18 protein-coding genes are annotated in these 25,174 nt (G+C 48.6%); 4 read left to right on the top strand and 14 right to left on the bottom strand.

Translation table 11 applies throughout. The features are described from left to right. The first annotated feature begins 73 nt into the window (after positions 1-73). Positions 74-1,186 (top strand): radical SAM family heme chaperone HemW, encoded by a 1,113-nt coding sequence (gene hemW, locus T500_RS0107415; RefSeq protein WP_028907586.1) that lies wholly within the window; start codon positions 74-76, stop codon positions 1,184-1,186. Here the strand turns inward: hemW and T500_RS15455 are convergent. From T500_RS15455 to T500_RS0107360, 11 genes are all read right to left on the bottom strand, one after another. Further along, the gene (locus T500_RS15455) at positions 1,183-2,115 is read right to left on the bottom strand and encodes a hypothetical protein (RefSeq protein WP_051611946.1); all 933 of its coding nucleotides are present in this window, start codon (positions 2,113-2,115) and stop codon (positions 1,183-1,185) included. The two genes, hemW and T500_RS15455, sit on opposite strands and share 4 nt — an antisense overlap. Next, positions 2,099-3,883, bottom strand: coding sequence for a peptidase U32 family protein (locus T500_RS0107405; protein WP_028907585.1), 1,785 nt, complete (start codon positions 3,881-3,883; stop codon positions 2,099-2,101). The genes T500_RS15455 and T500_RS0107405 overlap by 17 nt, the downstream gene beginning before the upstream one ends. Positions 3,884-3,888: 5 nt before the next feature. Next, positions 3,889-4,806 carry a homoserine O-succinyltransferase gene (metA, locus tag T500_RS0107400; protein ID WP_028907584.1) on the bottom strand — a complete coding sequence of 306 codons (918 nt, stop codon included), beginning with the start codon at positions 4,804-4,806 and terminating at the stop codon, positions 3,889-3,891. A 22-nt stretch (positions 4,807-4,828) separates the two neighbouring features. Further along, entirely contained in the window at positions 4,829-5,572 is a 744-nt protein-coding gene (locus tag T500_RS0107395; RefSeq protein WP_028907583.1) for a PP2C family protein-serine/threonine phosphatase, read from the bottom strand. A gap of 16 nt (positions 5,573-5,588) precedes the next feature. After that, positions 5,589-6,326, bottom strand: a complete 738-nt coding sequence (locus T500_RS16380) for an FHA domain-containing protein (RefSeq protein WP_080694822.1) — start codon at positions 6,324-6,326, stop codon at positions 5,589-5,591. 6 nt (positions 6,327-6,332) lie between these two features. After that, entirely contained in the window at positions 6,333-9,638 is a 3,306-nt protein-coding gene (locus T500_RS0107385) for an AAA family ATPase (protein WP_028907581.1), read from the bottom strand. Between the two features lie 6 nt (positions 9,639-9,644). Further along, the gene (locus tag T500_RS0107380; protein WP_028907580.1) at positions 9,645-13,061 is read right to left on the bottom strand and encodes a serine/threonine protein kinase; all 3,417 of its coding nucleotides are present in this window, start codon (positions 13,059-13,061) and stop codon (positions 9,645-9,647) included. After that, positions 13,061-13,984, bottom strand: coding sequence for a zinc ribbon domain-containing protein (locus T500_RS15440; protein WP_036908760.1), 924 nt, complete (start codon positions 13,982-13,984; stop codon positions 13,061-13,063). The genes T500_RS0107380 and T500_RS15440 overlap by 1 nt, the downstream gene beginning before the upstream one ends. A gap of 117 nt (positions 13,985-14,101) precedes the next feature. Next, entirely contained in the window at positions 14,102-16,135 is a 2,034-nt protein-coding gene (locus tag T500_RS0107370) for a M13 family metallopeptidase (RefSeq protein ID WP_028907579.1), read from the bottom strand. Positions 16,136-16,148: 13 nt separating this feature from the next. After that, a complete protein-coding gene (abc-f, locus tag T500_RS0107365) occupies positions 16,149-18,140 on the bottom strand; it encodes a ribosomal protection-like ABC-F family protein (protein ID WP_028907578.1) in 1,992 nt (663 codons plus the stop codon). Next, positions 18,137-18,754 (bottom strand): LolA-like putative outer membrane lipoprotein chaperone, encoded by a 618-nt coding sequence (locus T500_RS0107360; RefSeq protein ID WP_196243484.1) that lies wholly within the window; start codon positions 18,752-18,754, stop codon positions 18,137-18,139. The genes abc-f and T500_RS0107360 overlap by 4 nt, the downstream gene beginning before the upstream one ends. A 92-nt stretch (positions 18,755-18,846) precedes the next feature. Here T500_RS0107360 and T500_RS0107355 point away from each other — a divergent pair, with 92 nt between their 5' ends. From T500_RS0107355 to T500_RS16375, 3 genes are all read left to right on the top strand, one after another. Next, complete coding sequence (locus tag T500_RS0107355) at positions 18,847-21,042, top strand: Tex family protein (protein WP_028907576.1); 2,196 nt, start codon at positions 18,847-18,849, stop codon at positions 21,040-21,042. Between the two features lie 178 nt (positions 21,043-21,220). Continuing rightward, on the top strand, positions 21,221-23,398 hold the full coding sequence (locus T500_RS0107350; RefSeq protein WP_196243483.1) for a SpoIIE family protein phosphatase: 2,178 nt from the start codon (positions 21,221-21,223) through the stop codon (positions 23,396-23,398). Between the two features lie 20 nt (positions 23,399-23,418). After that, positions 23,419-23,727, top strand: a complete 309-nt coding sequence (locus T500_RS16375) for an STAS domain-containing protein (RefSeq protein ID WP_051611944.1) — start codon at positions 23,419-23,421, stop codon at positions 23,725-23,727. A gap of 61 nt (positions 23,728-23,788) precedes the next feature. Here T500_RS16375 and rplT read toward each other — a convergent pair whose 3' ends face one another. The 3 genes from rplT to infC form a co-directional block, all read right to left on the bottom strand. Continuing rightward, positions 23,789-24,133, bottom strand: coding sequence for a 50S ribosomal protein L20 (gene rplT, locus T500_RS0107340; RefSeq protein WP_013064385.1), 345 nt, complete (start codon positions 24,131-24,133; stop codon positions 23,789-23,791). A 34-nt stretch (positions 24,134-24,167) separates the two neighbouring features. Beyond that, positions 24,168-24,365: a 50S ribosomal protein L35 gene (gene rpmI / locus T500_RS0107335; RefSeq protein ID WP_013064185.1), complete on the bottom strand. Its 198-nt coding sequence runs from the start codon at positions 24,363-24,365 to the stop codon at positions 24,168-24,170. A 77-nt stretch (positions 24,366-24,442) separates the two neighbouring features. Further along, entirely contained in the window at positions 24,443-25,150 is a 708-nt protein-coding gene (gene infC, locus T500_RS0107330; RefSeq protein ID WP_028907574.1) for a translation initiation factor IF-3, read from the bottom strand. Positions 25,151-25,174: the final 24 nt, after the last annotated feature.

Below are 25,174 nucleotides of genomic sequence, written 5' to 3'. Positions count from 1 at the left end.
TTTTGAGAAAACACCAAAACTTTCTTCCAAATTTTAAACTAAATTTGTAATTTTGCAGGCAAATTACTGCAAAATGGCAGGTTTATACGTTCATATTCCGTTTTGTAGCAGCCGATGCGTGTACTGCGGCTTCTATTCTACCACGGGGCTGACGCTTCGCGGGCGGTATGTTGATGCCCTTTGCCAAGAGATGAGCACCCGCCCACTGACCGAGGGAGAACGTATCGGCACCATCTATCTTGGCGGCGGCACACCCAGTCAACTGTCGATCGCGCAACTGCAGAAAATCTTCCTATATATATATAAGGTGTATACGATAGCCGACGATGCCGAAGTGACCATCGAGATGAATCCTGATGACGTAACACCCGAATTGGCAGCCGCGTTACAGCAGCTACCCATCAACCGTGTGAGCATGGGGGCACAGACATTTAACGATGAGCGTCTGCATTTTCTGCGTCGCCGTCATTCGTCGGTCCAGGTGCATCAGGCTGTAGAAATCTTACGTCAGGCGGGCTTCCAAAACATCAGCATCGACCTGATGTACGGCTTCCCCAATCAGACGCTTGAAGAATGGCAGGCAGATATCAGCGAGGCGCTGCAGCTGAATGTGGAGCACATTTCTACCTACTGTCTGATGTACGAAGAGGGCACCCCACTCTACCGATTGTTAGAGCAAGGCAAGGTAGCCGAGATTGACGAAGAGTTAGAGCGAAGGATGTACTTTTCATTAATAAACAACTTGGAATCAGCAGGTTATGAGCATTATGAAATATCGAACTTTGCCCGAAAAGGCTATCGTTCGCGCCATAACAGCAGCTACTGGAAGGGCATACCTTATATCGGTATCGGTGCAGCCGCCCACTCGTTCGATATCCAGACGCGCAGCTGGAACGTAGCCGACATCCAACAGTACATCGCAGCAATAGAACAAGGTGAACGAAGCTTTGAGGTCGAGACGCTCGACGAGGATACACGCTATAACGATGCCGTGACCGTGGCCCTGCGTACCTGCGAGGGCTTGGATCTGAGCACGCTGACAGACAAGCAGCTCACCTACTGCCTGAAAAACGCCCAGCGCCATCTGGAGGCGGGATTACTGAAGCTCACCAATCAAAAAATATCGCTCACAAAAGAAGGACTCTTTGTAAGCGATATGATTATGAGCGACCTGATGCTGGTTTAAAGCTTCAGGCGTTTGATAGCGAAGTAGAAGTATGCTATAAGCAGCGGATAGCCTACATAATATAAGGTGGTGATGCTGAACACCACATAGATAACAGCACACACAGCAGCCAATCCAACCAGATACATGATGGCCTCGCCCAAGGGCAGACGGTGGTACACATCATCGACCGTTGCAAGCGACCAGATGATGAGCGCCCATACCGACGAGATAAATACGCCCAGCCAGAAAGGCAGCGCAAACGGATTGAGCGAAGGATGATAATAGAAATGTCGCCAGGTTTCGGGGGCAAACAGCTGGATGCTACTATACAGCACAGCCGACGAGGCTATGAGCAGACAGAGCGCTGTGGGATAGAACGAGGCGATATCATTAAAATGCACAATCTTACAACCCTTACGCATCAGGCGGCGCAAACCATAAGCGGCACCCGTGAGTACGCAGAAGGCCATAAACACCAGCAGGTGCTTATCGGAGAAATAATCGATGAACTGACTGATAGGATCATCGGGCGACACCTTTGAGAGTAGCTCGTTTTCGTGTACCCAGCCAAAAGTAAGCTGATCGCGCGCCACCTTTACCCAAACAGAATCAATGGTATCGGTGGGTACCGTCTTAATATCAGCCACCACCACATGCTCGTTTCGACGCAGGGTGATAGAATCCTTCTTCAACTCCTCGCCTATCGACTGCAGCTCAAACGTTACCACATCGGGCACCGACATATCCTCGGGCTGCTGCTCTACAACCACCAGCGAGTCGCCCGTTACCACAAAGTTATAGTTCTGGGTGTAGTGATGGGTGGTGTAGAACGAGATAGAGTCGAGCTGCTGCTCGGTCAGATCCCAGGCATCGGGCGTGATGGGGCCACGGTTATAGCAGCCACATAACAGGATGGAGACGAACAGGAAACTAACGAGTCGACGCATAGACATTCATCTGACAATGTTGACAATCAAACTCAAGACGGAACCGGCGTCCATCGCCTAATACAAGAGAAAGTGGTTCGTGCCACGTGGGGCGCTTGCCGCCACGCTTTACGCAGTAGCCCAACGAATACCGGATGCAATGACGGCACTGCATGATAGGTCCGTCGCCACCTTTCAGCTCATAGGCAGAAAGCTCATCGGTACCATAGAAGGCTGCCGACTGACGGTTGGAGATGTTATTCTGATAGCTGAGCTTATCCACGCCGGGATTAACACCCACCTTGGCCTGCTTTACCTGACGCTGGGGCTGCACAAGGGCCTCGACCAGCTGACGGCGCATATCGGTGAGCTGACTGTTGGGGATGAAATAATTAAAATCATCAGGCACGTTTACCTCCTGGCACTCATAGATGGTATCGCCCAACTTAGAGAGCTGACGAACCAGATTCTCGCGAGGCGACTTCTGGGCTATCTGATGTTCGGCCGCAAAATGTACCGTTACACCTTCGGTACTTAACTCAAAGCCATCATCCACAGCACACAAGGCTATGTTTACAGGAATCTTACGTGTAGCACTGGGCTTAGAGAGAATACGCTCGAACTCCTGATCGTTGTTACGATAGAGCGACATACCCGGGCGCAAACCAGCAGGCATCTTAAAAGGATAGATGCGATTACCCACCACACGGTTAGCACGGAAACCTTCGAACTGACGGTCCTGATTCAGAAAGCACAAGCCGTCGCCGTTAGCAAAGCTGGCGGTACCGGCCACGTTAAAGCTATCGTGCCGAATCTCCTTAACCTTACCCACAAATTCGCCCACAGCCTTAGGTGTATCGAACGAGGCGATATTGGGCTGCCGGCCATTCATAAAGTAAGTGGTATAGCCGCGGTTAAACGTGCGATTAAGATTGGGCGTAAACGTATATTCGCAACGGCCCTTCGACGCACGACAATACTGATCGGCATGCTTACGGATATAGGCGTTAAGGCGCTCGCTATAGGCAGCGGTAACATTCTTAACGTAAGTAACATCCTTCAGACGGCCCTCGATCTTAAACGATACGGCACCAGCCTCGATGAGTTTATCCAGATTATCGCTCTGGTTCATATCCTTGAGCGAAAGCAGGTAACGCTCGTGTTCTATCTCTACCCCATCGGCATCGACCAACGAGAAACGCATGCGACAGAACTGGGCGCACTCCCCACGGTTGGCACTACGCTGGAAACAATGCTGCGAGGCATAGCAGATACCCGAATAGCTGACGCACAAAGCACCGTGCACAAACACCTCAAGTTCGATATCGGGCACCTCGCAATGAATCTCGGCAATCTCCTCGGCCGAAAGCTCACGCGCCAGAACGGCACGCGAAAAACCTACCTGCTTGAGCCAGCGTACCTTGTCGACTGTCCGGTTATCGGTCTGCGTAGAGGCATGGATCTCGAAAGGCTTATCCTGCATAAACTGCAGCAAGCCCATATCCTGCACCAGGATGGCATCAACGCCTATCCCAGCCAGTTGGTTAATCAGTTTCTGCGCCTCGTCGAGCTCATGATCGTAAACAATGGTGTTGAGCGTAACATAGATTTTGGCACCAAACTGATGGGCATAATCACAAAGTTCGCGAATATCGTCGATACTGTTGCCAACGGCTGCACGGGCGCCAAACTTGGGCGCACCGATATAAACGGCATCAGCACCATGATCGATGGCAGCTATGCCGCAAGCCAAATTCTTGGCTGGAGCTAAAAGTTCTAATGCAGTCACTAAGCTTATTTAATTTCGTCGATATTATATGGTGTTTCCTGATAAACGTAGTAGTTTATCCAGTTGTTGTACAGCAGGTTGGCATGTGCACGCCAGGTCACTACTGGTGCGTTATCAGGATTATCATCACGATAGTAATTCTTTGGCATATCCACATCGTCGCGGATATCACGGTCACGCTTATACTCATTGTCGAGTGTGTTTGGCGCATACTCCAGATGACCGGTAATGAAGAACTCACGACCGCCACGCGCCATCACCATGCTGACACCACTCTCTGGTGATTCGGCCAACAGCGTAAGCTCGTGGTTGGCCAGAATATCCTCGCGATGTATCTCGGTATGACGACTATGAGGCATCATAAACACATCGTCGAACCCACGGAAGATGGGCAGTTTGGTATCCACTGGTGTTTGTGGGAAGATGCCGAACATCTTCTTTTCCAAGGGGTACTTGGGCACACCATAATGGTAATAAAGGCCAGCCTGAGCTGCCCAACATATATATAAGGTACTTGTGACGTGGGTTTTGGCCCATGCAAAAATATCGGTAATCTCGTCCCAGTAGGTTACATCTTCAAAGTCCATCGTCTCTACAGGCGCACCTGTAATAATCATACCATCGAACTTCTCATTGCGCATTGATTCAAAATCGCGATAGAACATCATCATATGCTCAATCGGCGTGTTCTTTGGGGTATGACTCTTTAACTTCATAAAGTTAATCTCCATCTGCAATGGTGTGTTTGAAAGCAATCTAACCAAATCGGTCTCTGTGGTAATCTTTAGAGGCATCAGGTTCAGAATTACAATCTTCAGCGGACGGATATCCTGTGTTGTTGCCCGCGAGTTATCCATCACAAAGATATTCTCGTTCTTCAGAATATCAATAGCGGGCAGTCTGTCTGGTAATCTTAGTGGCATTTCTTATTTTTCCTCTCTTTTTTTAGAATTGCAACACACAGCACGACACGTTGTCCAAGCCTCCAGCAGCCACAGCGGCATCACAGAGGTTATTGGCGTCAGAACCTTCGGCAAGAAGTGTGTAGATAATGGAATCGGGCAACATATCGGACAGTCCGTCGCTGCACAGCATGTAAACGTCGCCCTCCTTGATATCATCGGTTATGTTCACAATATCGATAAACGAGCTTGTAGCACCGCCACCGATACAGTTAGTGATGACGTTAGAGTGCTGCGAAGAGCCAAGCATGTTACTGAGCGAGTGATCGGATGTAAGCTGGACAAGATCGCCATCGCGGAAACGATACAAGCGACTATCGCCACAATTCAGTGTAAAGAACTTGCCCTCATAGAAGGCCAAGCCTACCAAAGTGGTACCCATACCTCTATATTGCTCGTCGGAGCGACCCTTTGAATCGATGATGTTGTTGATGGAATCTAACCAATCCTCAAACTTACCTTTTACAGATTCGGAGCTAAGACCTGTGGGAAGATCGTGAAAATAGAACTCCAGGTTATGCAGCGCATCGCTACTGGCCACATCGCCACGATTATGTCCACCCATACCATCGGCCACAGCCATGATATAACGGTCGCTATTGGTTAGGTCTACGCGTGTGCTAAAAGCATCATTCCTCACGAAATGACTGCCAAGCAGCACCATGTCTTCGTTCTGACTACGCACGCAGCCTACTTTACTGGCTGCTGTCATGTGTATTGTTATCATTGTTTTTAAAATATTACTATCTAATTACTACTTGAAGGTTGACGTTGGCAATCGACAGCACGTCGCCATTCTTCAACAGATTCTCTGTTTCTGGCTGAATTGGATTCTGATTAATCCTGGTACCGTTTGATGAGTTCATATCGATAACGAACCAACCTGCGCCTGATTTGTACTTCAACTGGGCATGAATACCCGATACGTATGAATTCTGCTCGAAGAACTGAACGTACGGTCCCTTACGGCGACCGATAATGGCACCGTTCATAGCTGTGATACGTATATTGAGACTTTCGTTAACCAACGTCATCATAGGCATACTAGAACGCCCTGCACCAGCCTGGGCTATAGAGATAGCAGGACCTACAGATATGCTGGCAGCAATATTCTGCGCATTGGATGTGCGAGGTGATACAGGCTGCTGCTGTTGTTGTGCTGGTGGTACATTTGCGGCGCGCGATACTGAGGCACTTGGTGTAACACTGATATTAACACCAGATCGTACAGCTGCCCCTACCACAGGATTACCGGTAGGATTTCCCATTGGATTACCTATCGGAGTGCCCATAGGATTTGCTCCGGCATTGGCTGCTGCCATGCTACCTGCAGGCAAAGCCATCATGCCGCCGCAACGTGTGCAACGACGTCCAAGCCCCACATGACCGCACTGCTTACAGAACAGCAACTGCTGTCCACATTGGTCGCAGTAATGTGAATCGTCTTCTATTTCTTCTTTACAAGCTGGACAAATAATCATATTACGTTAAATATCTTCTGGTAGTATTATCTGATATGTTTCCTTTGTAACCTGATCGGCCGGCAACGCTGATACGCGCTCCGACAGGTGCTGGATAGTAGAATCGAGCAGATTGCGCATTTCACGAGCATTACCCCACGAATCGGTCTTAGCAAGTACCATCTTATAGATCTTGTCGAGTGCCTTAAGCTCAGCATCGGGCGTAAACTGGTACTGCTCTTTCTGAGCCATGTGCTTGTAAATAGCCAGCAGCTCATCAGGATCGTAGTCGTCGATGTGTAACTTGTGGGTAAATCGGCTGGCCAGTCCGGCGTTCATCATCATGAACTCCTCCATCTTATCTTTATAGCCTGCGGCGATAACCACAAACTTACCGCGATCGTCCTCCATACGTTTCATGAGTGTGTCGATAGCCTCCTTGCCGTACATGTCGCCACCATCGCTCAGAGTATAAGCCTCGTCGATAAACAGGATACCGCCCATAGCCTTATCGCACATACTGTTTACTATCTTAGGCGTTTCGCCCATGTACTTACCAACCAACGTAGCACGACTGGCCTCGATAACACGCGATGTAGGCAGGATGTCCATCGCCTGGAGTATCTCACCCATTTTACGGGCAATCGATGTTTTACCTGTACCCGGATTACCCGTAAGCACAAAGTTCATCGACATCTGCTGAACGCTGCCAGCACCCATAGCAGCACGCTGCTTCATGAACATGCTCTGTACGGCCAGACGACGGATAGAATCCTTGACAGAGCGCATACCAATAAACTCTTCGAGCTCGTTGAGCACCACGTCGAGCGGACGTGCGGTCTCGCCCTGAGACAGGGGAAGATCGGCGGTGGTGAGCGCGAACATGTCGCTCTCCTTGAAGTCGGGACTGGTCATCTGTTTTACCAGACGCTGACTCTGGCGCTCTACAGCCTCGTTGAAGATGCGGCGTGCCTCGCGGGCATTACCAAAGTTTTTATCGCGACGCAAATAGAGCTGCTCGAACATACGGTGAATAGCAGCCTTGGTCTCCTCGTCGACGGTGAAATTCTTGCCAGATGCGAGATGCAGGAAAATCTCCGTAAGCTCGTCGGGCGTATAGTCGTCGAAGTGGATGGTTTGTGTAAAGCGACTCTTCAAGCCTGGGTTTGTATCGATAAAGTCGTGCATCTGGTCGGTATAACCAGCCACGATACAAATAAACTTGCCACGATCATCTTCCAAGCGTTTCAGCAGCGTGTCGATAGCCTCAGCGCCAAAGCTGTCAGCATCGTTCGACTTCAGCGTGTAAGCCTCGTCGATAAACAGTACACCACCCATAGCCTGATCAACCAGTTGGTTGGTCTTGATGGCCGTCTGACCCGAGAAACCAGCCACCAGTTTAGAGCGGTCAGCCTCAACCAGTTGTCCGCGAGCCACAACGCCCAGCGTCTTAAAGATATCGGCCATGATACGGGCTACTGTGGTTTTACCCGTACCTGGATTACCGGTAAACACATAGTGTTTGCCTTGGAAGGTGTTGGTTTCGCCACGTGCAATCTGCAGGTTCAGGAAAGCTGCCAGGTTGGCAATTTCCTTCTTCACACCCGAAAGTCCAACCAGACCGTCGAGTTTCTTCAGACAGTCGTCGACGCTTACGGTCTGTGGTGCATCGTATGGGATATCGTCGCGTACGATGGTCATGAGCTCCTCGTTGCTCATCATCGATATGTTTGCACCCTGCAGGCGCTGGGCCTGTTTCTTGCAAATCTGGTCGAAGAGCGTACGCATGGTACGACCGTTGGCAAAGTCCTTGTCGCGCGAGTCGTACATCTCCTTGATCATCTTCTGAGTAAGTGCCTGTGCATCCGGCGAGAAGATGTACTTCTTCTGCTTGGCAAATACCTGCATAATCTCGAACAGCTCGGCTGGCGAGTAGTCCTTGATATCAAGGAAGTAATTGAAACGGCTGCGGAAACCTGGGTTCACACGGAACAGGTTCTCCATCTCCGTGCGATAACCAGCGGCAATCACGATAAACTGTCCGCGATCGTCCTCCATACGTTTCATCAGTTTCTCCAATGCCTGTGCGCCCTGGGCATCACGATCACCCGACGCACTCACAGGAGCCAAGGTGTAGGCCTCATCCACAAACAGGATACCGCCCTTGGCCTTATCGCAAAGGGCATCAACCACCTTAGGTGTTTCGCCCTGATACTGACTTACCATCTTGGCACGATCCACCTCTACTACGTGGCCGCTATCCAGATAGCCGATGGCAGCCAGAATTTCGCCCAACTTACGGGCAATGGTGGTTTTACCTGTACCTGGGTTACCAGTAAGAATAATGTGCATCGACATTTTCTCCTGCTCGCCCAATCCTCGCTCGGCGCGCTGCATGGCATTCTGTACCGAGTAGGCCATCTCTTTTACAGCGGCCTTTACCTCGTCCATACCAATGTAGCTGTCCAGATCGCGCAGGATATCCTCCATCGAGCGCTCCTCGGGTACATAACCCGTGATGTCACTCAACTCTACCCTTGTAGCATTGGCGCCACGACTGATGTACTGGGTAAAAATATTCTCGGCTGTTTTGTTAGCCAAGTGTCCGTTACCAAAGGTCTCGTCCTTAATCTTAACCCGATATTTAAAGAAACGCAATAACTGTTTATCAGCTTCGGGCGAGAACTCCTGTATGCCATATTTGAGCTGCAGGTTCAGCTTACATATCTCTGTAAGCTCCTGGAAGTTAGGAGTGGTCATACGGAAGGTATACTTAAAACGGTTGGCTACGGCTGGGTTGCTCTCCAAGAAATCCTCCAAACCCTTCGAGAGTCCGGAAATAATCACAATGGGGTTATCCTCCCATTTGTCCATCTCTACAAACAGCTTGTCGAGCGGGTTCACCTGGTTAGAGTATTTATCGGGCAACAGCTTCTGCACATTGTCGAAGAACAATATACCATTCTTAGCTTTCTTGATATTTTCATCCCATTTGTCGACGAATCGCTGGTAATCTACGGCATCTACCATCATCAGCTGGGGTTTTTCGATGATTTTGTGCTGATAGAAGTAATCGCGCAGAATCTCAGCCAGCGCCGTTTTACCCGTACCTGTATCACCAATCACGATGGCGTTAAGCGAAATGCGGGCTTTAGAGATATCCTTGCGAGAGCGCAGAAACGTATAGGTATCGACAATGGTTTTCAGCTGGTTCTTCACCTCGTCGAGGCCAACCAGCTTATCAAGCAAGTCAGTAGTAACAAGCTGCTGTCCGCACCACTTGCAGAACTTTGCTTTGCTTCTGTTTTCTTTATGACAATTCTGACAAACCATTTTATATTATGCGTCTCTATCTATTTTCTTAATAATACTTTTAGGGGCCTCCTTCATGTGACTGTTAGGATTGGCAATGTTCAGCATCGATGGGCTGAATACCACAAACGATACCACGAATACCAGCATCAGCAAGCTCCACAGCACGTAGTGCAGCACACTCTCGCCGGTGATAGAACGAACCTGATCGGTTACATCGTTAAGCAAACCGAACTTAGAGCCCTTAAACTTATACGAACGGGCCTTAAAGGTGTAGTACAACGGTTCTATCAAGTTCGATTTCATATCGTTTTCGAGCACTTCGGATATCAATCGACTGTCGGCCTTCTCATTACCACGGAAATCTGTGAGGTGACAAACCAGCATGTAGATAAGCGTAATAACAATAATGGCGATATTAAACAGCATGGGATGCGATGCACCTATATACTTTAATATAATAATAGGTATAAAGCACGTAAACGCGCCCACTAGTCCCCACAAGAAAGAGAACATAAAGTCGTAGCCCTTGAAGAACGAGCGGGTGGCCACAATCATACCTGTCATACCGCCCAAAGGCAGACCTATGCTGATAAAGGTATGCGTAAGAATATACTCAGGATTGGTAACGCCGAATATCAGTACGAATACCAACCAGATACCGCTCAGGGTATAGAAGGCCGTACGCCATATTTTCTCCTTGGTCTTGGCGCGCTTCCAACTGTCCTTCACAAATGCCACACGGCGCTGGGTTTCGTCGCGGGCATCGATAAAACGCTTGTAGTAACGCTGCGAGGAATCGATTTTTCCCATCGCCATCAGCCAGTCCTCTACAGCGTGCTCGTACGAGTACTCTACCGTAAAGTCGGCATTGGGGTCTTCGTGATAGAACACCGACATCCACTGCCCCATTGAGCCATTGCGGATTTCATTGCGGAACACCTGCATCTTCTTTGCCTGCAGGTTACGTCCGTCGGCATACTCAATACCGTCACCCATCATATAGGTAGGTGTAACGCCCAAGATACGACAGAAGCGGTAAACAGCTGTTTTCACATCGTAGGCGCCCATACGTTCGGTATTCTCATCGCTCTTAAAGTCAAAACAGCGCTTATGTTCGTTGTACATCTCGGTCCAACCATGCAGCTGGGCATAGTAAGCAAAGCGCCCGTCAAGCTCTACAAAGTCCTTCATTTCCTCCTCGAACTCCTTCTCAGGCAGGTTCTGAGCCTTATGCAAACGCTCGTTAAGCAGTTCACCCACCTGAATGGGAGTAAATGCACCGGCCAAATCATAGGCAGAATCGCGATTCAAATTATAAAGAACCTTATAAGCTAAGTTCCGCGAGTATGACTGATCCAGTGTCATAATACGCAGACTCTCGCACGCCATCTGGTCCTCATGACTGTACATCCAAGCCAGGAGTCGTCCGTCAGTCAGACTATGCCACTCGTCTTCGGTAATATCATCATGACCGAAAGCAGTCACAATATCATTAATGCCAGCCGATGGATGCTTTACCATAAATGGAATCTCAGGATCCACCTCGAGCACTATCTTCATGATAGCTACACGTACCTGTTCCTTATTATTATGGTCTACATCCTTAAAGTAAGAACGCAAACGGTCGACATCACAACTGGTGTGTGTTTCAACATAAAGGTAGAAGTTATCGTTCGGTGCAGCCAACGATATGGCATACTCGTCCTGATTACTCAGCAGCGAGATACATACCGCATGGATATCCTCACAGTTAGTACCACGCACATCCTTATAAGGATAGGCTGGGTCCATAGCGTACAGCGATGCCATCAGTCCGGCACGCTGGTCGATAGGATATTTCTTAGAAATGATATCTTTGACAATGGTACTCAGTTTGTTGTTTCCACAAGCATCCAACCATTGGGTGATACGTCCGTTATACAGATAGCCGATAGCCAAGCGCTCGTTGGCAAGCAGCATGGGCACCAGCTCCTGCACGTTCTCGGCCACCAGGTTACGCTCAGGATCGACGACGAAACTCTGATACTTCAGGAATGGTGACGACAGGTCGACCTTAGGACTCTCGCCTAAGAACCACTGCTCTACCTGCTCATAGCCCCAACGGTTGATGGGGTTTACAACCGTAAGCCCCATAACCAGCAGCTTGATTCGCTCTGGCAACTCGTTCATGCGTGGTATGCGGCCCTCGTTCTTCTGACGCATCATCACACGCTCGTTGGTACTCATTGGACTCTCGCCTAACCACAGCGTCATCAAACTGATACCCAAAGAGTAGTAATCGGCCTTTGGCGAAATCTCTACCACACCATCAATTACGTCGGCATACATTTCGGGTGCCGCATAGATTGGTGTGCGGGCCTGTGTGGTTTTATGCGACTTACCATCTTCCTCCAGCATACTCGAAATACCGAAGTCGCCCAGAACCAGTTCATTGTGGTCCTTATCACGGAAGAAGAAGTTTCCAGGTTTGATATCTTTATGCAGGATTCGGAGCTGATGACAATAAGCCAAGGCTGCGGCACTCTGAAGAGCTATACGACGGAACTTGTTCATATCCCCCCCCAGATTATATTCGGCCATCGAGCCACCCTGCAGGTACTCCATCAACTCGTAGTAGCGGTGTTTACCATCCACATAAGTCTTACCAAAGTCGTACACCTTTACTACCATCTCAAAATCGAAGTTCAGTACCGTCTGCAGAATCTTACGGTTAACGTCGAAATTGGGATAATACACTTTCAGTACATACTCCTTGTTGTCTTTCTCAACCAGGAACACCTCGGCCTCGCCCGTATTCTCGCTCAGTACCGATACACGTCGATACTCCTGTCCTTTCAACGTATAGATATTCTCATCAACCTGACTACGCTGCAGGCGTTGTTTCTTGGCTCGGTCGGTATTGCTGGCCGATGAGATAATTGAGATATTGACATTGGGACGAACCTGAGCCTGCACTTGAGGCTTAGGCTGGGCACCGCGTACGGTACTTCCCATAGACGGTTCTGCTGGTTTAGGTGCAGTTTGCTTTGGCGCAATCGGCTGGTTGACACCAGGGGCACGCACGGTACCGTCCAACGCTTTAGGGGCTGCAGGACGTGGAGCTGTGGAGCGTGGTGTAATCGGCTGGTTGATACCAGGTGCACGCACCGTACCATCCAATGCTTTAGGGGCAGCAGAACGGGGAGCTGCAGGTCGGGGGGCAATCGGCTGATTGAGACCAGGTGCACGTACAGTACCATCAAGAGGCTTGGGAGCTGCTGGTTTAGGGGCTTCCATCTTCGGCATATCAATGCGGATGGTGCCATCAAGAGGCTTATCCGGCTCCTCACCTTTTGAAGGAGTTTTCCGTGGGAAATCAAAGTTGGTTGCACGTACGGTCTTATCTACGTTCACCTCTTCGTTCCCGTTAACTTTATTTTGTGGAGTTCGATCCGTACTCATTAGATATCGTCTTTAATTTCTTTTCTTGTTCCCTTACCAAGTATAATCCATTTTCCGCCCATCTGCGGCTTGGCACATCCGCATGGACTTGAGTGGAGGGCATGCTTAAAGTTGCACTGCCAAGCCAGACGTACACCCTGAGGTTTGCAGGCCATAGCATAGTTACGCACCTGAGCAGGTTTTTCCTGAGGTAACTGAGCCATCTGATCTAACAATCGCGACAGCATATCCATACGTTCCTGCTTTTTCTTGTCGTATTCGTCTTTACTCATCACCTTATGGTCGGTCAGGTTGGCATCTACACGATCCAGACCACGATCCTGAGCCAACAGCATGAGTACACGCTGGCGTAACTCCTGACTTTTACGGTCGCGTTCCTTATCCTGCTCGGTTACATAAGGCATCTGCAAATCCAACTTCTGCAGCTCTTCGGCCAGTTTCTGCATCTGCTGGTACTCGGGCATTTCCATCACCTTTTCCTTCATCAGATGGGCCTCTTCGGTAAGGGCTGTACCGCACTGCTTGCAGAACGAAAAATCATTGTGGGTTCCACAAACAGGACAATCGATACCACCCACCGGATTACCACACTCAGGGCAGTAGGCCTCGGCACCATGCAGATAGGCGCCGCAGAATGAGCACACGTCCTTACGGATATAATGGCGACAACTCTCACAGAAATCGGCGTCGGCATCGACAGCTGCTCCGCAATAGGGACAGGTGGCCATACCGATAGGTTCGCCGCACGAGGCACAGAAGAGTGCTTCGGGCTCGTTTAATGCGCCACAATGAGGACATTGGACACCATTGGCCGTATTGGCTTGCATGGCTTGCTGATACTGAGGTTGCTGTGCTGAGTGCTCGCGATAAAGCGGCTCGGCACCTCGGCTTATTCGATCTGGGTTTTGTGTAATATCGTTCATCGTTGTTGGAATTTTAACTTAAGTTAGGTGCAAAGTTAAATAAAAAAATGAATCAAACAAAAAAAACCGCCGTAAATTTACATTTACGACGGCAAAAATCTATTTTTTTGATGTATTTTACCACAATTCGAGGCGTTCCTGCTTGGGAATAAACATCTTGTCGCCCTCTTTCACGCCAAATGCCTCGTACCAAGCATCAATGTGAGGCAGAGCGCCGTTTACGCGCCAACGACCCAGTGAGTGAGGATCGCTCTTAGTACGGTTGCGGATTTCGGCCTCAGTAATGTTACCAGCCCATACACCTGCATAAGCGTGGAAGAAACGCTGATCGGCTGTCAGTCCGTTCTTCTCGCCAAGAGGATTGCGCTTGGTAGCGTTCTTATAGGCAGCCCATGCAACCTGCAGACCACCGTGATCGGCAAGGTTCTCGCCAAGTGTCAGACGACCATTACCATTCAAGTCAGGCAGCACCTTGATAGCGCTGAAGAAATCGGCATACTTATCAGTACGCTCTGTAAAGTTCTTTCCGTCAGCTTCTTTCCACCAATCGTGCATATTTCCATCCTTATCAAACTGACGACCCTGATCATCAAATCCATGAGTCATCTCATGACCGATAACCACACCGATAGCACCATAGTTAAAGGCATCATCAGCAGTCATATCAAAGAAAGGATACTGCAGGATACCTGCAGGGAAACAGATCTCGTTGGTAGTTGGATTATAGTAGGCATTCACAGTCTGTGGTGTCATATGCCAATCGTCGCGATCCACGGGCTTACCAACTGTATGCTCGATGTTATGAGCGTTCCAGAACTTAGCACAAGCCTGCATGTTATCGTAAAAAGATTTAGCAGGATCAATCTCCAACTTAGAGAGGTCGGTCCACTTATCAGGATATCCAACCTTTACATAGAAGGTATTCAACTTCAACAGGGCGTTAACCTTAGTACTATCGTCCATCCAGTCCTGAGCTGCGATACGCTCTCCAAGGGCAATCTGCAAATTCTTAATCAGGGTAAGCATGCGCTGCTTAGCAGCCTCGGGGAAGTACTTCTCAGCATAAATCTTACCAAGAGCCTCGCCCATCACGCGCTCTACCTGACCAGTACTACGCTTCCACAAAGGGTGATTCTCCTTGCGACCAGCCTTAATCTTACCATAAAAATCGAAGCTCTCGGCTGCGGCTGCATCGTTCAGATAGTTAGCCGAACCCTCAACAAGACTCCACTCCAAAACATCGCGATACTCAGCAGGCTTCAAGGCGCCTACCACCTTGTTAGCACCTTCCAGGAAGTCGGGCTGACCAACAACCATCTCCTGCAGGTATTTAGTGTCGATACCCTTGGCGTTCATCACCTTAACCAGAGGCAGATTTGGATACTTAGCCTCGAACTCCTTCAGAGTCATCTTGTTGTAGTTGGCCTCAGGATCGCGCAGTTCTGTACGACTCTTACTAACCTTAGCAAGTGCAGTCTCAACCTTCATAACGTTCTGCATCTTCTTGGTAGCAGCACTCTTGCTAAAACCAAACAGCTGGAACATTTTTACCACGTGCTTCTTGAAAGCCTCGCGAATGCCGGCTGTAGCCTTATCGTTATCCAGGTAATACTCCTTCTGACCGAGTGTAAGTCCACTCTGATAAATGCTCAGAATGTTCTGTGTAGCGTTCTTCTCGTCGGCACCGAAGCCTGCATAGAAGAACTCCTGCTCGCCGTAAGGAGCCAGCTCAAGCTGGATAGCCAGCAACTGCTTAACGGTTTTGGCAGCCTCAAGTTTCTTAATAAGTGGCATAACAGGAGCCACACCTTCCTTATTACGACGTGTAGAGTCCATAGCCAACTTATAAAGATCGCTCAGCTTCTGCTCGATAGTACCCTTAGCATAAGTGTTGCTCTGCAGCTCCTTCAGGATACCGTTAATGCGCTTGTCGTTGTCTTCCTGCAAACGGTCGAAACTACCATAGCGCGAATAAGCTGCTGGCAGTGGGTTGTTCTTCATCCAACCACCACAGGCATACTCATAGAAGTCGTCACCCGGACGCACATTCTTGTTAAAGTCGGCCTCGTTCAAGCCTGATCCCAGCTCAGTCTGAGCCATCATCATCATTGAGACAGATGCCATTGTCATCATTGTTAAAAATCTTTTCATTGTTTTTTAGAGTTTATTGTGTTAATGATTCTAATTCTTCGCTTGCTTTCTCCCAACGCTCCACCTCTTCATCCAAGTCACGCTTAATGTCGGTGTACTCGGTTACCATCGTCATATCCGAAGCGTTTTCGGGCTGCATCAGCAGCTCGTCCAGTTCCTTCAGGCGCTGTTCCAGCTGTTCAATCTTGGCTTCGTGCTGTTTGACGGCTTTTTCCAAACGGTTCTTACGCTTCTGAAGCTCCTTATGCTCGGCATAGCTCAGAGTTTTCTGAAGTACAGCTTCACCCTCGGGTGCGGCTGATGGTGATGCACTCGATGTTGTAGTTGTAACAGCGACTTTAGCAGCAGTTTTAGGAGCATCCATCATCGACGACTGCGAACCCAACTGATTCAGGTCGTTAATTTTTTTGGTTCTGAGGAAGTCATAGATACCACCCAAATGTTCGCGTACCTTTCCGCCTCCAAACTCATATACCTTGGTTACCAGTCCATCCAGGAACTCACGGTCGTGACTCACAATGATCGCAGTACCGTCGAAAGCTTTGATGGCCTCTTTCAGTACATCCTTCGAAGGCATATCCAAGTGGTTGGTTGGCTCGTCGAGAATCAACAGGTTTACAGGCTCCAGCAGCAAGCGGATCATCGCCAATCGGCTACGCTCACCACCACTCAGCACCTTCACTTTCTTATCACTCTCCTCGCCGCCAAACATAAAGGCCCCTAAGATATCGTTAATCTTCAAACGTACCTCGCCCTTGGCCACATAGTCGATGGTCTGGAATACAGTCAAGTTCTCATCAAGCAATTGCGCCTGATTCTGAGCAAAATAGCCTATCTGGATATTATGACCAACCTTCAGGTTACCTGCAAAGGGAATTTCGCCCATAATACATTTCACAAGTGTTGATTTACCCTCACCGTTCTTACCTACAAAAGCCACTTTCTCGCCGCGTTTGATAGTAAGCGACACATGATCGAACACTGTATGAGCACCGTAATCCTTGCGAACCTCGTCGCAAATCACAGGATAATCGCCACTGCGCAAACAAGGAGGGAACTTCAGATGCATGGCTGAATTATCTACCTCATCAATCTCGATGGGCACAATCTTCTCCAGCTGTTTTACCTTTTGCTGCACCTGTACTGCCTTAGTAGCCTGATAACGGAAACGCTCTATAAACGCCTTCATCTCAGCCACTTCCTTCTGCTGATTCTCGTAAGCCCTTAACTGCTGTTCGCGACGTTCCTTACGCAACACCACGTACTCGTCATACTTTACTTTATAGTCGATTACCTTACCACACGATATCTCGAGCGTACGGTTCGACACATTATTAATAAAGGCACGGTCGTGACTTACCAGCACTACAGCACTTGGGCTCTGCGCCAAGAACTGCTCCAGCCACTGGATTGATTCAATATCCAGATGGTTAGTAGGCTCGTCAAGGAGCAGCACATCGGGTTTCTGCAAGAGAATCTTAGCCAACTCGATACGCATACGCCAACCACCAGAGAACTCTGATGTGGGGCGTTCAAAATCACTACGCTCAAAGCCAAGACCAGTAAGCGTACGCTCAATCTCGGCTTCGTAGTTCTCGGCCCCCATCATCATATAGCGCTCGTGCTCTGTAGTATATTTCTCAATCAGTTGCATGTAGCTCTCGCTCTCGTAATCGGTACGCTCAGCAAGCTCCTGATTCATCTTATCCAGACGCTCCTTCATGCGAGTATTATCAGCAAAAGCTTTCTGTGCTTCTTCGCGAACGGTGGTATCATCCTGCAGAATCATTACCTGTGGCAGGTAGCCCACCTTTGTATCATTAGGTACACTAACAGTGCCTGCGGTAGGTTTCTGCTGTCCACACAATATCTTGAGCATGGTAGATTTACCAGCTCCATTTTTACCCACAAGGGCTATGCGGTCCTTGTCGTTAATGACGAAACTAGCACCATCAAACAAGGGTTTTATGCCAAATTCAACTTTCAGTCCTTCTACTGATATCATCGCTTGTCTACAATTTTATAATCCTTAAACTGCTCTTTGGGGAAACGCAGCATCTCGTCGGTAATGCCTCCACTCTGAAAGTCGCTAATCTTAATGGTAGTCCATATGAAAGCGATTTTAATGCGTACGCTTATCGGGTGATAGGTTTTACGCTCTAGCAAGGCGTGTATCTCCTTCATACCTTTGCGTCCCTTTATAAGCTTTAGTGTAACCAGCAGTCCATCGTCGGCCTCAGCTATACTGTAGTTATAGTTTTCGGGCTCAAACTTAAACTTCTGCGAGTACTTATCACTCTTATTGTTCTTGGCTGTGTGCAGCTCCACCTCGCGTTTTTTTTTCTTAAAGGTGTACACGTATTTGCCATCATTCCACGAGGTCATCCTCGCTTCATCGAACTTACTCTTCTTGCCTTTGTACCAAATGGTGCCTCGAGTCTTATATATGCCAGTAATATTCACGTCGTAGTGCAACGTAGCACCCTGTTCGCCAAATACCTGCTGGTAGGCATTGTTAAAAATGCGGCGTGCCTGTCGGCTGTTGGCGTTATCTTGTGCTTGCACACTGCAAACGGTACCAATCAGCATGATTACCGCTAAAATTATCCCTTTTCTCATTAATCTTTTCATTTTCGAACTGCAAAAATACACATTTCTCACGATTTATCACTATATTTGCACACAAATTAACGTAATTACTACTTATATTTATGCAAAAGAACGTTTTTTCCTGTCAAATTGCTACACAATTAGGCATCAGTCAGAAGTTCGTTGAAGCCACGTTAGCTTTGCTCGACGAGGGCTGCACCATACCCTTTATTGCCCGATACCGCAAGGAGCGTACAGGCGGACTGGACGAGGTACAGATAGCAGCTATTAGCGACCGCTACGATAAACTGCTCGATATACAGAAACGCAAGGAAACGGTTATCAAAACCATCACCGACCTTGATAAGATGACACCCGAACTCCAAGAGCGCATAAACCAATGCTGGGATGCTACCGAACTCGAGGACATATACTTACCTTACAAACCTAAACGGCGCACCCGCGCACAAGTGGCCCGTGAACAAGGACTGGAGCCACTGGCTCTGCTGCTGATGAAACAACGCGAGCGCGATCCAGAAGCAGCTGCAGCTAAGTATGCAAAAGGCGATGTGGATAGTGTAGAAAGTGCTATCAAAGGGGCTCAGGACATCATTGCCGAAGTTGTTAGTGAAAACGAGAAATCACGCCAACAGCTGCGTAACGCCTTTACCCGTCAGGCTGTTATCACCTCAAAAGTGATAAAAGTCAAGGCCGATACTGACGAAGCAGCCAAATATAGTGACTATTTTGACTGGAGCGAGCCACTAAAACGTTGTTCATCCCACCGTCTGCTGGCCATGCGCCGAGGCGAATCAGAAGGTATCTTACGCATCAGCATTTCACCCAACGATGATGAAGCCCTTGAGCGACTGAAGCACCATTACGTATATGGCAACACCCCATGTGGCCGCTTGGTAGCCGAGGCCATCGATGATGGTTACAAGCGACTGCTCAAACCCGCCATCGAGACTGAATTTGCCGCACAAAGCAAGAATAAGGCTGACGAAGAAGCTATCCGCGTATTTGCCGAAAACCTACGTCAACTACTATTGGGTGCCCCATTAGGTCAGAAACGCGTGCTTGGTATCGACCCAGGTTTTCGTACAGGTTGCAAGGTGGTATGCCTAGATGCCCAAGGCAACCTGGTACACCACGATGTAATTATGCCCCACCCACCTGTAAACAAGCGAACTGAGGCCGCCATCACCCTGCAGCGCCTTATACAGAAATTTCAAATAGAGGCCATCTCTATCGGTAATGGTACCGCCAGTCGCGAAACTGATAGTTTTGTAAAAGATGTACTCGCTGGCAAATACAACGTTGTAGCAGATTCAAAATCTTCCAAGGCGAAATCTGATGACAAAAAGACTTTCACCCCACAGGTCTTTGTTGTTTCCGAAGCTGGTGCCTCAGTTTATTCTGCTTCGAAAGTGGCACGTGACGAATTCCCCGATGAGGATGTAACCGTACGTGGTGCTGTTTCAATTGGTCGCCGCCTGATGGACCCTTTGGCCGAACTGGTAAAAATCGACCCTAAAAGCATTGGTGTGGGCCAGTACCAGCACGATGTAGACCAGACCAAACTGAAGCATTCACTCGACCAAACCGTAGAAAGTTGCGTAAACCTGGTAGGTGTAGATTTGAACACCGCTTCGCAACACCTGCTGATGTACGTGAGTGGACTGGGTGCTACGCTGGCCAAAAATATTATAGACTATCGTCGCGAACATGGCGCCTTTACCTCACGTGCCCAGCTTCTTAAGGTTCCTAGATTGGGCCCATCGGCATATCAGCAGTGTGCCGGATTCCTGCGCATTCACAATGCTAAGAACCCACTTGATGGCACTGCTGTACACCCTGAGAGTTATCCTATCGTACAGCAGATGGCCAAAGACCAGGGCTGCACCGTAGCCGACCTTATTCAAAACAAAGAAAAACGTGAAGCTCTGGAGCTGCCCCGCTATGTAACAGCCGATGTGGGTATGCCTACCCTTACTGATATTATGGCCGAACTAGAAAAGCCCGGCCGCGACCCACGTCAACAGCTTGAAGCCTTCGAATTTGATAAGAACGTAAGTACCATCGACGATTTGGTTGAGGGCATGGTGCTACCCGGCATCGTTACCAACATCACCAACTTTGGAGCATTTGTGGATATTGGTGTGCATCACGACGGTTTGGTACACATCTCACAAATGGCCAACCGCCGTATTGCTCACCCACTCGACGTAGTCAAACTTCACCAGCACGTACAAGTACGTGTAACCGAGGTTGACCATCGCCGTCAGCGAATCTCGCTATCAATGAAGAATCTTTGATCAGCAAATATACAAGTTTTTCGGTAACATAATCAAGAAATAAACAAAAAAGTTTGGTTATTTTACCGAAAAACCGTACCTTTGTTGCCAACATTGATCCTAAAACAAAATTTGAACTAAAAGGGGAAGAGTAACAATAATGAATAAAGCATCAGCATACAAACTAAGCTTAATCATTATGGCGGTTCTTTTGATCATGTGGGCCACCATTATGAGCTTTGTGTTTGTCATTACACGCAACTCTACCGCACGCGAGGTTGAATCGCGTTACGAGGGTATTATGCTGCACGCCAACGAGAAAATTCGTGGTGTGCTGTCCGACGTGTATGTGGCAGCCATCAACAACACCAGTGTAATTGAGAACAATCTCGACAACCCCGACAAGTTGCAGGCACATTTGGAACAAATGGTAAAGCTAAACAACTACATGTCGAGTTGCCGTCTGATATTCGAGCCCGACTTTTATCCACAACGTGGACACTACTTCGAGATATACGCCTGGCGCGATTCAGATGGCGTTATCAAGGGTAAGCAGATGAACGAGGACCATCCCGATTTCCTGACGCACCCCTGGTACCAAACGGCTTATAAACGCGATGAAGGCGATTGGACACCGCCTTACTTCGATCAGGCTGCATCTCAACAGCTTACCACCACTTATATGACGCACATTCGCGATAAGAATGGTAATAAGGTAGCCATGCTGGGTGCCGATGTATCGCTGGAGTGGCTCCGACTGCGCCACAAACGCATAGATGCCCAAAATCACGAACGTTTTGAAAAGGGATTTAAGGAAAAGTCGTATAGTTTTGTACTCGATAACGATGGTACCTATCTCATTCATCCCAACGAGGATCTTATTCTAAAAACCACTTTCCAGGAGGTTGCATCCCAGACAGCCGACACTGCAGATGACGAAGTGGCCAACCACATGAGAAACCATGAGAGCGGTAGTTGCAAGATTACCAAAGATGGGGTGAGCTCAGTATTATTCTACTCGTTTGTAAAATACGCTGAGTGGACAGTAGTGATTGTAGTGCCCGAGGCCATCATTAACCATCAGGGCAACGTGCTTGGTGCCATCATTCTGGCTGTTATGCTCTTTGGTCTGATAGTTATCTTCTTCCTGAGTCGCGCTCTGATACGCAATATCGACCAACTAAGAAAAACCACTGCTCAGAAAGCAGGTATAGAGCAGGAACTGAAGATTGCCAGCCACATTCAGCAGTCGATGCTACCCAAAAAATATCCTCCCTACCCCGAACGTCCCGATGTTGACATCTACGGCGAGATAGTAACGGCCAAGGAGGTGGGCGGCGACCTATACGACTACCTGATGCACGACGACAAGCTGTTCTTCTGCATTGGCGACGTAAGCGGTAAGGGCGTGCCAGCAGCATTGATGATGGCCGAGACCATATCGCTGTTCCGTTGCGAGGCCATGCTGGATACAGATCCCAGTAACATTATCAGTCGCATGAACAAGACTTTATGCGACACCAACGACTCATACATGTTCGTAACCCTCTTCTTAGGTGTACTCGACTTAAAGACAGGCCAACTGAACTACAGCAATGCAGGTCATGAGCCCCCTATGCTGGTAGGCACGCTGGCACGCTTTATTTATGTAGATAATAACATCCCATTGGGTTTGCGACCCGAATGGGAGTACACCAATCAGACCATACTTATGGATCGCAACGAGATACTGTTCCTGTATACCGACGGTTATACCGAGGCCGAGACAGCCAACCACGAGCAGTTTGGTCGCGACCGTATCAGCAACAGAGCCAACCGACTGGCCGATCTGCATTTGGACGCACGTCAATACGCACATCAGCACTTTGAAACAGCTCAGAGCTTTGTGGGCGACACCCCACAAAACGACGACATCTCGCTGATGGCTATCAGATATCTCCCCCAACCTACCTACGGCAGTCTCTATCACCGCTGTCTCACATTAGGCAACGATGTAGAAGAGGTAGTTGAGCTGACAGCATTCGTGAATAGCATCTGCCAAGACCTCCAGATGAACGAGACGGCAACAACCTACACAACCCTGGCTGTTGAAGAGGCAGTGGTGAACGTGATGAAATACGCCTACCCCGACCGTGAACCAAGTCATATTATTCTGGAGGCCGAGGCTAACGACTTGATGCTTACATTTATACTCCACGACAAAGGTATGCCCTTTGATGCTACCAAGGCAGCAGAAGTGGATGTTGAGCATCAGGCCGAGCAACGCATTGAGGGCGGCTTGGGCATACATCTGATGCGCCATTATATGGATCACATCAGCTACGAGCGAAAGAATGATGAGAATATACTCACCATGCAGAAAATAATTGAGAAATAAAATAAAGAGAAGAGATAGAGATGGAAATTAAAATCGAGAAAACAGGCGAGCGCCAGGTAACACTGATACTGATAGGACGCTTGGACACATCGGTATCAACAGCCGCCGAAAGAGAAGTTAGACCGCTGTACGATTACTTTGAGCAAGAAATTGTAATTGACTGCACCCAGCTCGAATACATTTCGTCGAGCGGTCTGCGTATACTGATGCACATCGCCCAGCAGGGCTGGATCAACCACTGCGAAATCTACATCCAAGGCCTGCAGCCTAATGTGTACGACGTGTTCAAAACCACCGGCTTTGTACACCTGTTTAAGTTTAAGGATTAACAAAGTAAAACCCCCGCCGATTGGCAGGGGTTTTATTTTAAGACTTGGTAAGTCGTTTAATTTACTTTACCTTCTCTACGATGGCCTTGAAAGCCTCGGGATTGTTCATAGCGAGGTCAGCGAGAACCTTACGGTTAATCTCGATACCTGCCTTAGCGAGGTTACCCATCAGAACTGAGTAGCTCATACCCTCCTGGCGAGCGGCAGCGTTGATACGCTGAATCCACAGGCTGCGGAAGTTGCGCTTCTTGTTGCGACGATCACGATAGGCGTAGGTCAAACCCTTCTCCCATGTGTTCTTTGCTACTGTCCAAACATTCTTGCGGGCACCGAAGTAACCGCGGGTAAGCTTCAAAATTCTCTTACGCTTTGCTCTTGATGCAACGTGATTTACTGATCTTGGCATAATTCTTACTTCTTTTAAATGTTAGACAATAGGTTTAACGGAGACACAACAGATCACGAACCTGCTTCATGTTGCTAGGATCAACGATAGTTGTACCTACCAAGTTGCGCTTCTGCTTCTTGGTCTTCTTTGTCAGAATGTGACTGTGGAAGGCATGACGTCTCTTTACCTTACCTGTTCCAGTGAAAGAGAATCTCTTCTTTGCACCAGAGTTTGTCTTTACTTTTGGCATTGTTTTAAAAATTTAAATTGTTATTAATATCCAGCGGCCACGCATATACCGGGCGCGCCACCTTCTTTTTTCTCAAATTAATCCTCACTCTCAGTCAGCTTCTTCAGCGCATCGGCACTAATCTTAGCATTACCTAAGAGTCCACCATTTGCTGGAATCTCTGCTGTTTCTTCAGCCTGAGCCTCTTTCTGCTGTTTTGCAGCCTCCTTAGCTTCGAGCTGAGCGGCCTCACGGTCGCGAGCCTGCTGACTCTTCTTGGCTGATCCAGCCTTCTTAGGAGCCAGGTAGAGGAACATCTTCTTGCCTTCGAGTGATGGCATGCCCTCAACCTTTCCAACCTCTTCAAGGTCGTTAGCAAAACGGAGCAACAATACCTCGCCCTGCTCTTTGAACAGGATAGAGCGGCCACGGAAGAATACGTATGCACGTACCTTGTTGCCCTCTTCGAGGAACTCACGAGCATGCTTCAGTTTAAACTGATAGTCGTGCTCATCAGTCTGAGGTCCGAATCGGATTTCCTTCACCTCCACCTTTACCTGCTTGGCCTTCATTTCCTTCTGGCGCTTCTTCTGCTGGTAGAGGAACTTAGAGTAGTCGATGAGACGACATACTGGCGGGTTGGCATTAGGAGAAATCTCCACGAGGTCTACTCCCATGTCACGGGCCTGGTTGAGTGCATCACGCGTAGACATAACCGACGATCCCTCGTCGCCTACGATGCGGACTTCACGTACTCGGATCTGTTCGTTGATACGGTACTGATTCTTCAATTTGTCATTCTTCATTAACTACTTTTTAAGAAATCGGCT

Source organism: Xylanibacter ruminicola Ga6B6 (assembly GCF_000687715.1).
Classification (GTDB): domain Bacteria; phylum Bacteroidota; class Bacteroidia; order Bacteroidales; family Bacteroidaceae; genus Prevotella; species Prevotella ruminicola_B.
The sequence above is the reverse complement of the archived record's forward strand: the minus strand, read 5'-3'. Positions and strand labels throughout refer to the sequence as shown.